Below are 13248 nucleotides of genomic sequence, written 5' to 3'. Positions count from 1 at the left end.
TTGTTAGGTTAGCGTTAAGCAGATGCCACGGGGACTAGGCGTACATAGTGGGCGCTAATATACGCATCCGGTCCAATTTGGTACCAGACAAGGTTTTGGTCGTCTACAACGCGACCACGGACATCCAGCGGTTCGCCATGATCGAGCTGCCCGATGCTTTCGCCATAGGGCTCCTTGAAAATGGTCACGGCTGCGTGGGGAACATAATCGACACTGCCTAGTCGCGCAAAGGGCTGAACGTTCCAATGGTGTCGTTGTGGCAGTCCCGTAGGCAGCGGATGGTCACGTAAGGTCGTCTCGGTGGCAGCGAGCCACTGTTCACCGCCCAAGTTGTACCAGACGCTGCCATCGGTACGGGTCACAACAACGAATAACCGCCAGAGTGAATTTGCTGGGAATTGGTACCCGTAGGCTTGACCGGCTGGTTGATTGACGATTTGATGGTCTGCAGTAAGCAAGACATACTGGTGAACCCGTTGTACGGTTTGCCAGGCATCCCGCCGGTAGAAGTAAATAACGCGGTGTGTTTGCTGAGAGAATTGACCGCGTTGGGCACCCTGTGCTTGAAAAATACGATAGCCGGAGACTTCCGGTGGCGTTAACTGGTAACGTTCATCGAGTCGGCCGCGATGCATCGTTGGTAATTTTAAGAGTTGGCCGTTATCGTAGTCAATCAAATAGGTGACGATGGGCCGGCCCCATTGACGTTGGTAGGTCAGGGTCGTTAGCCCGTATTCAGTGATAAAGTCCTGTGTGAAGCCGTGTGTATGGGTCAACACGTAGCCCGGAATGATCGGAAAGCTGAACCGAATCGCGTGGTTTAGCTGGCCAGTTAAAATTAATGCAGGCTGCAGGGGGTGATCGTTTTCATCAACGAGGCGCACCACTAAGGTAGCAGTTGGCTCAGGTGCTGATGGCTTGATCGCTGGAGTTGGCACCGGTGTGGCAGGAGGAGTTGCCGTCGGTGTTGCCTGAGAGGGCTTGGAAACGACAGGTGTGACCTTAGCGGTTGTTGGTAATGCTTGCCGCCGTAGCGCGTGTTTAGGCCCACGCCGGGGGGCCGGCTCAATCAAGCGCCGTAACCAGTCAAAAAATGCCATTTCTGCTCACCTCCATAAGTTTCCTTTTAAAACCTAGTATACCGCATTCATCGCACCCGTGGCAGGCAATTTTTGACGGACCAATCATGATTCTAAAGTATCTGGAGCAGATGACAGAAAATCAGTGAAAATGGGGAGCCTATTTTTGCGCTCCTAACTAGTCAGCAGGAGATGCGGGTAGCGGGGCCGTTTCGCACAACCACCGGTAGCTCTCGTAATTGGGTAAAAATTGCAACCAAAAATGGTCGCACCAGTTGGCACGACCATTCAGAGAAAAGCTATTTCTTATCAGAGTCAGGCGTTGTCTTTGCCGCAGCATTCGCTTCGGTATCGGCAGCTAAGACGATCTTACCGTCTTCAATCTTGGCCACGAGGTTTTTAACGTCTGCGTGATCAAGGTAGAAGTCAGCAATTCGGTCTTCAATTTCTTCTTGAATGACTCGACGTAATGGCCGTGCACCCATGGCTGGGTTGTAGCCCTTAGCGACGAGTTGTTCTTCAACGGGTTCCGTGACGTGGATGTGGAGGCCTTGGCCCGCCAACATCTGGTTCACATCGCCAATCATCAGATCAACAATCTTCATCAAGTTTTCCTTGCTGAGCGAGTTGAATTCAATGATGTCGTCGAACCGGTTCAAGAATTCAGGCTTGAAGTAGTTGGTTAAATTGCCCAGAACGGAGTGGGTCTTGCCTTCAGCGGCAGCGCCGAAACCAACGTTGGCTTCGGCATCACCGGTACCGGCATTACTGGTCATAATGATCAGTGTATCCTTGAAGGACACGGTACGACCCTGTGAATCGGTCAGGCGACCGTCGTCAAGAATCTGTAAGAACATATTCATGACGTCGGGGTGGGCCTTTTCAATTTCGTCCAGTAGGATCAGCGTGTAAGGATGACGCCGAACCTGTTCAGTCAATTGACCAGCCTCTTCATAGCCAACATAGCCAGGAGGTGACCCGATCAGCTTAGAAATTGAATGCGGCTCCATGTACTCAGACATGTCAAACCGAATCATGGCTTCTTGGGAACCAAAGAGTTCATTGGCTAATTGCTTCGCTAATTCCGTCTTCCCAACACCAGTAGGGCCAACGAAGAGGAAGGAACCAATTGGCCGCCCAGTACCATTTAAGCCGATCCGGTTACGGCGAATAGCCCGGGCAACTTTATCAACCGCTTCGTTTTGACCGATAACGTGACCTTCAAGATCACCGGCCAAACTCTGAAGTTGATGCTGTTCTTTAGCTTGTAATTCGCCAACCGGAATGTTGGTCTTTTCTTCGACGATGTCTTGCATGTCCTTGACCGTGACCTCAGCTGATTGATTTTGATCAGCGTTTGCGGCGGATTCCTTGGATTTCTCCAACTTTGTCACTTGATCGCGATAGTAGGCAGCCTTTTCGTAGTCTTCCTGCTTCAGGGCAGCCTGTTTCTGTGACTCAGCCGCCTTGATCTTTTCGTCAATAGCCTTGGGGTCAGCGACGTTGATCGTTAAGTTCTTCCGTGAGCCGGCTTCGTCCAACAGGTCAATGGCCTTATCAGGTAAGAAACGGTCTTGGATATAACGATCAGATAGTCGAACGGCCGCCTCAATGGCGTCATCGGTATAGTGAACGTGGTGGTAATCTTCGTACTTCTTTTGAATCCCTTTCAGGATTTCAATGGCTTCATCAGCGCTCGGTTCATCAACCGTAACGGGTTGGAACCGCCGAGCGAGGGCTTGATCCTTTTCAATATCTCTGTATTCATTTAAAGTTGTCGCCCCAATCAGTTGGAAATCGCCCCGGGCTAACGCTGGCTTTAACACGTTACCAGCGTCCATGCCACCTTCAGCATTGCCGGCACCCATGATTTCATGGATTTCGTCAATGAAGAGGATAATGTCTGGATTAGACTGGACTTCCTTCATCAGTTGTTGCATCCGTTGTTCGAATTGCCCACGGATTCCGGTCCCTTGAACCAGGGAAACAACATCCAACCGAATGATTTGCTTATTCGTTAACTTCTCGGGAACGTTGCCTTCAACAATCCGTTCCGCGAGTCCTTCGACGACCGCCGTCTTCCCAACACCGGCTTCCCCAATTAAAACGGGGTTGTTCTTAGTCCGGCGGTTGAGGATTTCGATGACTTGAGCCGTCTCTTTGTCCCGTCCAATAACGGGATCAATCTTGCCATCCTTGGCCAATTGGGTCAGGTTCAGTCCGTACTGGTTGAGCAGTCCGTTGCCGGAACCTTGATTGCCAGCTGGTTGCGTTGGCCGATTTTGCTGTGCGGCTGCTTGCCGGTAGTCGCCTTGGTTGGCGTTACCGTCTTGCATTGCCCGGAAAATATCATCCAGGTTGCCAAAGCCGAATGGATCTTGTGCCATACGGCCACCTCCATTTCCAGAATCGTTTTGTTGCTGCTTAAGCAGTTGGTAACAATTTTGGCATAGGTCAACTTGTTGCCGCTGCCCGTTTACACTCATGTATAGGTGTATCGTTGCTTCATTGCGGTGGCAATTTTGACATAGCATCTTGTCGTCTCCTTTCTTGCCTGGATTTCTCGTGAGAGGTCCCACGTGGTCTGTTCGAAAGCGTTTGACCTTTCTTGACCATTGACCACATTATACCGCGTTCGCTTCATCGTGCAAGTATTTTGTTCGGCGATGAAAACGCCACGTGTCAGGGGCTTTCCAGCGAACGACTTCATTTTAGCACTCTCACCCAGAGAATGCTAAAATGACTTCCTGAAATTATCAACTTTTTTAACTTTTAGGGGTCACAGTCCTTTGACCCGTGAAGTAAATGATTCGGGGATGTTCGTGGTTTAAAAGCAGACTCAGAGCCACCGACACGTGAGAATGGTCAGTCAGTACTGGTGATTGCTTGCGGGTGATGGTCGCCTTAAGGGTCAAATTCGCGGGGAAGTGTGCTGGCGTGTTTTTAAGGAGAAACTTTTGTATAATAGATAAGTTGGCTCGATGATCCTGGCGTAAAGTGAGTTTTCAGCATAGCTAGTCGAGTTTCACGAGCATACATGAGGGGGTGACGAGTTGGCAAAAGACTTTACGGACCTGATGAATCAGTTGAAAGATAAAAAAATCGAACAGTTTGAAGTGACACCCGAAGACTTTCCGGCCTTCCAAAAGGCTTTTATGTCGTTTGGCACGCGGAAACGGGTGGTTGGTCAGGCCAATAAGAATGGGCAATTGATTTATCATTACGATCACGATGCCGGAAATGATGGCGAATAGGATTTTTTTGATGAAAGCGGTTCACATAGAACTTGTAATTTATCAGTTAGATTGATATTCTTAGTAGGTAGACGTTATCCGTAAAAATGGTTGTTTGGCCAATGCGCAGGTCAAGACGGATAATGTTCAGTAAGAAATCAACCTAAGCTTAAAGGAGATCGATCAATTATGGAAAAACGCGAATTTCATGTTACAGCAGAAACTGGTATCCATGCACGTCCCGCTACTTTATTAGTACAGGCTGCAAGTAAGTTCAACTCAGAAGTTAGCTTACAGTACCAAGACAAGTCTGTTAACTTAAAGTCTATCATGGGTGTGATGTCATTAGGTGTTGGTCAAAATGCCGAAATCACAATCACAACTGATGGTGACGATGAAGCAGATGCGATGAACGCGGTTGCTGAAACTTTGAAAAAAGAGGGTTTATCTGACTAATGAGGACGATGCTCAAGGGAATTGCCGCCAGTGATGGTGTGGTTTGCGGTCAGGCATATCGCCTGGTTGAACCAGACTTGAACGTTGAACGACGGACAATCACAAATCTTGATACCGAATTAAATCGATTCCATCAGGCCCTTGAAGCAGCCGTCTCAGACATTGAGACGATTAAAACTCGTGCAACTAAAAACCTGGGCGCTGACAGTGCCCAGGTTTTTAGTGCGCACATTGCGATGCTTCAAGACCCAGAATTGATTGCGGCAGTTGAAGCAAACATAAAAGAAAAGCGGGTTAACGCTGAGACGGCCGTAGCGAAGGTCACAGCGGACTATGAAGCTAAGCTACAGGGGCTCACTGATAATCCCTATATGCAAGAGCGGATTACGGACCTGCATGACGTGACGAAGCGCTTGACGGGTCATTTGCTGGGCGTGACATTACCGGATCTGGCCTTGATTGATCACCCTGTTATTGTGGTGACGCACGACCTGATTCCCAGTGACACGGTTTCTGTAAATCCCCAGTATATCTTAGGCTTCATTACGGACATGGGCGGCCGGACCTCGCACTCCTCGATTTTGGCGCGCAACCTAAATCTGCCAGCCGTTGTGGGGACGCAAGACGCAACCGAACGAATTCCGGCTGGTGAAACGGTAATCTTAAATGGAACGCGCGGCAACGTGATCGTTCAGCCAACCGTTGATGAGTTGGCCACGGCCCGCCGTGAGATGAAGGTACGGGTAGCTAATCAAAGACGGTTGGAGAGCTTACGCCACCACGAGACGATTTCTAAGGATGGCGTTGGTGTGATGTTGGCGGCCAACATTGGAACTGCTAGCGACTTGCCAGCAGTTTTAGAAAATGGCGCTGAGGGGATCGGCTTGATGCGCACCGAGTTTCTGTACATGGACGCCGACCAACTCCCAACGGAAGATGAACAATTTGACGTTTATCGCCAAGTCGTTCAATCCATGGCCCCACGACCAGTCGTTATTCGGACCCTCGACATAGGTGGCGATAAGCCGTTACCCTATTTAAAAACGAAACACGAAGATAATCCCTTCATGGGTGAACGGGCCATTCGTCAGAGCTTAGCGCACCAAAATATCTTCCGCAGTCAATTGCGGGCGTTACTACGGGCATCGGCGTTTGGTCAGCTACGAATCATGTTTCCAATGATTGCGACGTTAGATGAATTCCGACAGGCCAAGGCAATTTACGATGATGAGCGCTCGAAGCTCACCACAGCTCAGGTCCCGATGGGCAAGATCAAAGTGGGGATGATGGTCGAGGTTCCTGCGGCAGCACTGTTAGCCGACCGGTTTGCTCAAGAGGTCGACTTCATGAGCGTGGGAACTAACGACCTGATTGGCTATACCATGGCAGCCGACCGGACGAATCAAGATGTGGCTTACCTGTACCAACCGTACCATCCAGCGATTCTGCGGCTGGTTGACCGAATCATTCACGCCGGTCATGCAGCGGGAATTCCCGTTGCCATGTGTGGTGAAATGGCCGGTGACCCAATTGCAGTGCCACTCTTGTTAGGCATGGGCTTGGATGAGTTCTCCATGAGCGCAGGTGCCGTCTTGAAGACCCGTGAGCTGATCGGTCAGCTCAACGCACACGATTTGCAATCGTTGGTCGAGACAGCATTGAACTCAGCCAGCACGAGCCAAGAGGTCATCACCATGGTTCAAGCAGCGGTTCCTGGCGTTTTGCAAAAATAACTGAATTGGCTTTAAAAAGCACTAAGAGCGGGGAGACTCGTTGTTGGTGCTTTTTTGCTAGCCACTTAGCCTTTATAAGGGGAACATCAACAATTAGTTAACTGGCAATCAACTTTGCCGGCAAGAGGGTCAACCAAGGTTATTAATCACTGAGGAGCAGTTGCGATAACACGCTGCCATCCCCCCCAGAACGAGACTATTTTGTGGCATAACCTGGTTGTGGTTTGCAATCACCTAGCCAAACCCATATAATTGTGGTGACTGTACAAAGCGTTATTCCGGAGAACCTAGCCAAACACAGACGCAAGGGGGATTGGCGATGAACATTGGCTTATTTACAGATACCTATTTCCCTCAAGTAAGTGGGGTCGCAACGTCGATTAAGACGTTGCGTGATCAATTGGAAAAGCAGGGCCATCAGGTCTACATTTTTACGACGACTGATCCGCACGTTGAACGTAACGTTTACGAGCGGAACGTCTTTCGCTTTTCGAGTATTCCGTTCGTTTCATTTACGGATCGGCGGATTGCGGTACGGGGACTTTTCCAAGCCTACCAAATTGCAAAGGAATTGAATCTAGATATCGTCCACACCCAGACTGAGTTCTCGATGGGGTGGATCGGTAAGTTTGTGGCGCGCAACTTAGAAATTCCGTGCCTCCACACTTATCACACCATGTACGAAGATTATTTACACTATGTGGCTAACGGTAAGATCTTGAAGCCGGTCCACGTGAAGCAGGGGACGTTGGCCTTTTGTTACCATTTGACGGGCGTTGTTGCACCCAGTGACCGGGTGTTAACAACCTTGACGGATTATGGGGTAAAAACACCGATCCGCGTGATTCCGACTGGCGTCAACTTACATCAATACGAGCAACCAGACACGGCGAACTTGCGGCGGCAATTGGGCTACCAGCCTGATACGCCCGTCATTCTTTCGCTGAGTCGCTTGGCCTATGAAAAGAATATCAAGGAAAGTATCGCAGCAATGCCGCAGATCTTGGCCCAGGTTCCTGAAGCCCAACTCTTGATTGTTGGGGATGGTCCTGCACGGGAAGATTTGGAACAACAGGTCAAGGATGCCGGTTTAACGGATCACGTGTCGTTCACCGGGGAAGTGAACAATGATGAAGTATTCCGTTATTATCATATGGCCAATGTCTTCTTGTCATCTTCGGATTCCGAATCACAGGGGTTGACCTACATTGAAGCTATGGCGGCGGGAACGAAAATCGTCGTTATGACCAGTCCATATACGGACGAGCTGTTGTCGAGTCGAACGCTGGGGGTCACCTTTAAAGAACCTGCTGAAATGATTGAAAACGTGGTTGATTATCTGCGTCACGGAGACGAAGAGCAGGATCCGGACTTGTTGGCGAAGAAACTGGCCGATATTTCTGCGGATACTTTTGGTCAACGAATCATTGGCTTTTATCAAGATGCGCAGGCAAGCTATGAGGCTGCCCACGAGGATACCCCAGATTTTAGCAATTAGAGGAGTTATTGGATGTTAAAAATCAACATGTTTTCCGCTGCTGATTCTGTCAAGGGACAGGGTGTCGGCAGTGCTTACAATGAGCTCATGAACCTGATGCACACCCGTCTAGCAGACGATTTTCAGGTGACGGTCAACAAGTATGGTCGGGTGGACCTCACGCATTACCATACGATTAATTTTTCCTATTACTTATCAACATTTTTACCTGGACGCGGTCGAAAAATCGGCTACGTTCATTTCTTGCCGGAAACTTTAGAGGGCAGCTTAAAGATCCCCCAACCCTTCCGGTCGATTTTTTATAAATACGTGATTGCCTTCTACAAGCGGATGGATCACATCGTGGTGGTCAACCCCACATTTATCCCGAAGCTTGTGGCTTACGGCATCCCTGAAGATAAAGTGACGTACATTCCGAATTTTGTGAGTCGTAAGGAGTTTTATCCAGTGACGGCAGAGAAGAAACAAGCGTTGCGCGACCAGTACGGTTATGACCAGCAAAAGTTTACGGTGCTGGGAATTGGCCAGATTCAGGAACGCAAGGGGCTCTTCGACTTTATCAAGTTGGCCCGAAATAATCCGCAGCTGCAATTCATTTGGGCTGGCGGATTCTCTTTTGGCCGGATGACGGATGGTTATGCCGCGCTGAAAAAGGTCGTTGATGATCCCCCGGCTAATTTAAGCTTTCCGGGTATTGTGGATCGTGATCGATTAGTTGACTACTACAACTTGACAGACTTATTCTTATTACCGTCATTTAACGAGTTGTTTCCGATGTCCGTTTTGGAGGCCTTTAGCACTGGAACGCCAGTTTTACTGCGTGATTTGGACTTATACCAGGCCATTATTGCTGGAGACTATCAACCGGCGAAAGACTATGCGGAAATGAATGCGCAGCTGCAGCGGTTACCGCAGGACCCGGATGCCATGGAACACTGGCATCAACAGAGTTTAGCTGCCGCTGAGCGCTACTCTGAAGAACACTTGACTACAATCTGGCGGGCGTTCTATCAGCAACAAGCAAAAGAGGGGTAAGTGCATGTCACGTCGAAATAAATGGGTACTCACTTTAATGTTGCTTTTGGGGATTGCGATTTTTGCCTTTTCGCTACGTGACATTAAATTTTCAGTCTTAATCAATGACTTCGTGCACATTAACTTCTGGTGGTTTGGGGTCGCTATTCTGTGCATGGTGTTATATCTTGGTCTGGAAGCCGTCATCGTCAAGGTCTTCATTTCGGATCGGATTGCGGGTTTCACGTTTAAAGATGCGTTGCGGATTCCGATGGTGGAACAGCTGTTTAACGGGATCACGCCATTTTCTTCTGGTGGTCAGCCGGCGCAACTAATTGCGTTGATGCAAACGGGAGTCGATGCCGGTAAAGCCAGCTCGGTGCTCCTAATGAAGTTTGTTGTTTACCAATCAATGATTGTTATTAACTTTTTATTTGCCTTGGTCATTGGTTTTAATGACATTCAGGATAAATTGCACGCGCTGGTCTGGTTGGTCGTCTTTGGATTTACGATTCATCTGGCTGTCATTGTCGGTTTGCTGATGGTGATGTTTTGGCACGCATTCACGAAGAAAATGGTGGGAGTCGTCTTGTATCCTTGCCGTTGGTTTATGAAGAAGGATCATTTTGCGCGGATGGAAGCCAACATTAATGGCAAGATCGACTCGTTTTACCATGAAAGCGTCCGTATCAGTGGGCAAGGAAAGTTAATGCTCAAGGTTTTTGTGATTACTTTCTTCCAATTGATGTTTTATTACCTGATCCCGTACTTTATTATGCTGGCCTTGGGCTACACAACGGCGAATATTGTCATGGTGACCAGCTTACACGTGCTGATTGTCATGGTGATTTCACTATTTCCCATTCCAGGTGGGTCTGGTGGAGCGGAGTATAGCTTCGAAATGATTTTTCGGAGTTATATTTCGTCAAATAGTAAGTTAGTTTTAGCGATGATTCTCTGGCGCTTGCTGACCTACTACTTCGGCATGCTGACGGGCTTGATTGCAATGGTGATTTCCCCAGATAAGGTGATTGAAAAAAATGATTTGCCAAATGAGTGAGTTTTTCTGGATTAGGGCGTGCCATACCGCCTCAAGTTTGGTAAAATCATTAGTGAAAGCTAGAAAGGGGACCAACCATGGAAGAATCTCAATTGATTGGCATCATCAATCGCTTAAAGGCGATGCAAGAAGATGCCACCGACGAGCCACAACCCCGTCGATTTGAAAAGGAAGGCGTTGAGCAGGCAACGGTTGTTTACAACCAGTTGAGCCACACCTACACCTTAACCGAACACAACCCGGAAACGACTTTTGAGTTTGATAACATCGATTTAGTAGCTATCGAATTATTTGATTTGTTGACGGATAACTAACAAAACTATGGGTGCCATAGTTTTGTTTTTTTATACCGGGAAAAAGTTGCATTTTTCCAAAGGTTATGGAATCACATTGATTACCCGTTAATATCAGCTATACTATAGTGATGTTAATTATTTTGTGGAGGCAATCGCATGGCGAACTTTTTTAAGCGGAAGACGAACTGGGTAAACAGCCGGATGGGCTTTTTCCTGTTGATCGTCGTTTTATTTTGGGTAAAAACTTACATTGCCTATCAGACCGAATTTACGTTGGGGGCTAAGGGGAGCGTTCAGCAGTTTTTATTGTTGATTAACCCGATTCCGGCCGCCTTACTCGTATTTGGCATTGCGCTCTATTTCCGCGGGCGGTTAGCTTATTGGCTAATGTTGATTATTGATGTATTAGAGTCCACTTGGATCTTTGCGAATGTGCTCTACTACCGCGAGTTCTCTGATTTCCTCTCATTTGGGATTATGAAGGGCTCTAGTGACGTGGGAAACAACCTGGGCAAGAGTTTAGCCCAGATTACGCACGTCTATGATTTTTTTGTCTATATTGATATCGTGATTCTGATCATTCTATTGGTCACCCACGTGATTCGAATCGATGCGCGACCGTTCAAGCGGCGGTACGCGTTCTCGATTACGGTCTTGTCATTTGGCCTGATGTTTGCTGAATTTGGGATGGCTAATGCGGATCGCTCAGGACTTTTGACCCGGACATTTGACAATAATTATATTGTGAAATACTTGGGGCTTAATGAATATGCCGCCTTTAACGCCTATCAGACGCAAAAGGAAAGCGCAACGCGGGCAAGTGCCAATGCCAGTGATATGAAGAGTGTGCTAAAATACCTGAAGCAAAATCGGGTGAGTCCAAACGTCTCATACTTTGGCAAGGAGAAGGGGAAAAACGTCTTCATTATTCACTTGGAAAGTTTCCAGCAATTCTTGATCGACTATAAGGTGGACGGCAAGGAAGTAACGCCAACGCTGAATAAGTTCTACCATAGCAAGAATACCCTGGCTTATAAGAACTTCTATAACCAGGTAGCCCAGGGGAAAACCTCTGATGCCGAAATGATGCTGGAAAATTCATTGTTTGGATTACCACAGGGCTCAGCAATGACCACCTATGGGACTCAAAACACGTTCCAGGCAGCACCGGCAATCTTGAATCAGGAAGCCGGGTATACGACGGCAGCATTCCATGGGGATGTGCCTAGTTTTTGGAACCGGGACAATACCTACAAGTCATGGGGATACCAGTACTTCTTTAGCTCCAGCTATTATACGGAGAAGGCGGATTATAGTATCGGCTATGGACTGAAGGATAAAATCTTCTTCAAGCAGTCAGCTAAGTACATTGAGCAGTTACCACAACCGTTTTATGCGAAGCTGATTACACTGACGAACCACTACCCTTATGAGCTGGATAAGAAGAATACGGACTTCCCAGCGACCAAGACGGGGGATAAGACCGTCGATCCGTACGTACAGACTGCACATTATCTGGATCAGGCGTTTGCCGAGTTCATCAATTATTTGAAGAAAGCAGGACTCTATAAGAACAGTGTCATTGTGGCTTATGGGGACCACTATGGTATTTCGAATAATCACCGGCCAGCGATTGCGCAGCTGTTGGGTAAGAGCAAGGTGACCAACTATGATCTCGCTCAGTTCCAGAAGGTACCATTTATGATTCACGCAACGGGACTCAAAGGCGGCATTCAGTCAACCTATGGTGGTGAAATCGATGTGCTACCAACGTTGCTGGACCTCTTAGGGGTTAAGAATACGGATACGGTTCAATTTGGCCAAGATTTACTGGCTAAAGATCGTAATCAGACCGTGGCGTTCCGAAATGGGAACTTTGTTTCGCCGAAGTATACTAAAATCGGTGGGACCGTTTATGATACCAAGACGGGGGATGTGCTGACGTTAACGGCGGCACAAAAGAAAGACGTGGCTAAGCTACAGAACCATGTCACAACTGAGCTATCCTTGTCTGATCGGGTTATTTATGGGGACTTGCTGCGTTTCTATACGCCTAAGAACTTTACGAAGGTCAACAAGACAGACTTCACTTATAAGTTGAAGCCTGCGATGGAGCAGTTAGCAGAGGCGGAGAAGAAGGAAAAGACGAGTGTGCTTGCTAAGCATGATGACAAGAGTACGGTTTCCGACTACAAGACCGATGCACCTGAATTAAAATAGCATATTTCTATCTACAATGAAGAAGTCAATCACGCGTGTTAGGTGATTGACTTCTTTTTTGAGTTTTGATGGGCCCAAATGTAAGTTATAAATGGAATACGAATCATCTAAGTCATTAGGGGGAGGGTGAGCAAAGTGATAATTGGGCTCCGGTTAGGGTTACGTTCTAGGGAATGCTATTGGATGACGTAGACCGATTTAGGCGGCTTAACGGTGATTTGATGGCCTTTTTCTGAAGAGAGGGAGAGAAGGCTGAAATTAATTTCAGTAAATATTCATTTTACCCTTGACCGTGGCGGCAGATATTGGTAAACTATTTTCTGTTGTCATTTATGTGTGCAAACATTGTGACAGCAACGAAAAATTGCTTTCTCAATAATTTAAAAAAAGGCTTGACGGTCTGGTTGATTATTGATATAGTAGTAAACGTTGTTGAGAATATTTATTCAACTTGATTCAGAAACATCGATATTTATTCAAAAAGATGTTTAAAAAGTTGTTGACAGGTATTTGACGACATGATATACTTTAAAAGTTGTCACGGAGCGCTTGCTTCTCTGATAACTTGGTAGACCTTTGAAAACTGAACATTGTTTCGACAAACCAAATATGTGTAGGGCGGTTTGATACTTGGTATCAAACCCAAACAATATTTGCGA

10 protein-coding genes are annotated in these 13248 nt (G+C 47.4%); 8 read left to right on the top strand and 2 right to left on the bottom strand.

Features of this window, described 5'->3' with window-relative positions:
• Positions 1-14 precede the first annotated feature (14 nt).
• A complete protein-coding gene (locus FAY32_RS11500; RefSeq protein WP_143463578.1) occupies positions 15-1100 on the bottom strand; it encodes a MucBP domain-containing protein in 1086 nt (361 codons plus the stop codon).
• A 278-nt stretch (positions 1101-1378) separates the two neighbouring features.
• Positions 1379-3613, bottom strand: coding sequence for an ATP-dependent Clp protease ATP-binding subunit (locus FAY32_RS11495; RefSeq protein WP_143463577.1), 2235 nt, complete (start codon positions 3611-3613; stop codon positions 1379-1381).
• A gap of 519 nt (positions 3614-4132) precedes the next feature.
• On the opposite strand from FAY32_RS11495, the gene FAY32_RS11490 reads away from it, so the two are divergent.
• From FAY32_RS11490 to FAY32_RS11455, 8 genes are all read left to right on the top strand, one after another.
• Positions 4133-4333 carry a hypothetical protein gene (locus FAY32_RS11490; RefSeq protein WP_143463576.1) on the top strand — a complete coding sequence of 67 codons (201 nt, stop codon included), beginning with the start codon at positions 4133-4135 and terminating at the stop codon, positions 4331-4333.
• A gap of 168 nt (positions 4334-4501) precedes the next feature.
• Positions 4502-4768: a phosphocarrier protein HPr gene (locus FAY32_RS11485; protein ID WP_011668257.1), complete on the top strand. Its 267-nt coding sequence runs from the start codon at positions 4502-4504 to the stop codon at positions 4766-4768.
• Positions 4768-6501, top strand: a complete 1734-nt coding sequence (gene ptsP / locus FAY32_RS11480; protein ID WP_143463575.1) for a phosphoenolpyruvate--protein phosphotransferase — start codon at positions 4768-4770, stop codon at positions 6499-6501. Before FAY32_RS11485 ends, ptsP begins: the two co-directional genes overlap by 1 nt.
• A gap of 319 nt (positions 6502-6820) precedes the next feature.
• Complete coding sequence (locus tag FAY32_RS11475) at positions 6821-7999, top strand: glycosyltransferase family 4 protein (RefSeq protein WP_143463574.1); 1179 nt, start codon at positions 6821-6823, stop codon at positions 7997-7999.
• A gap of 12 nt (positions 8000-8011) precedes the next feature.
• On the top strand, positions 8012-9034 hold the full coding sequence (locus tag FAY32_RS11470; RefSeq protein ID WP_143463573.1) for a glycosyltransferase family 4 protein: 1023 nt from the start codon (positions 8012-8014) through the stop codon (positions 9032-9034).
• Between the two features lie 4 nt (positions 9035-9038).
• Positions 9039-10073, top strand: a complete 1035-nt coding sequence (locus tag FAY32_RS11465; protein WP_143463572.1) for a lysylphosphatidylglycerol synthase transmembrane domain-containing protein — start codon at positions 9039-9041, stop codon at positions 10071-10073.
• A 77-nt stretch (positions 10074-10150) separates the two neighbouring features.
• Entirely contained in the window at positions 10151-10387 is a 237-nt protein-coding gene (locus FAY32_RS11460) for a YkuJ family protein (RefSeq protein WP_048735739.1), read from the top strand.
• Between the two features lie 138 nt (positions 10388-10525).
• Positions 10526-12589 (top strand): LTA synthase family protein, encoded by a 2064-nt coding sequence (locus tag FAY32_RS11455; RefSeq protein WP_143463571.1) that lies wholly within the window; start codon positions 10526-10528, stop codon positions 12587-12589.
• Positions 12590-13248 lie beyond the last annotated feature (659 nt).

The organism is Levilactobacillus enshiensis (genome assembly GCF_007115095.1).
Classification (GTDB): domain Bacteria; phylum Bacillota; class Bacilli; order Lactobacillales; family Lactobacillaceae; genus Levilactobacillus; species Levilactobacillus enshiensis.
This window is presented reverse-complemented; position numbering and strand designations above follow the sequence as displayed.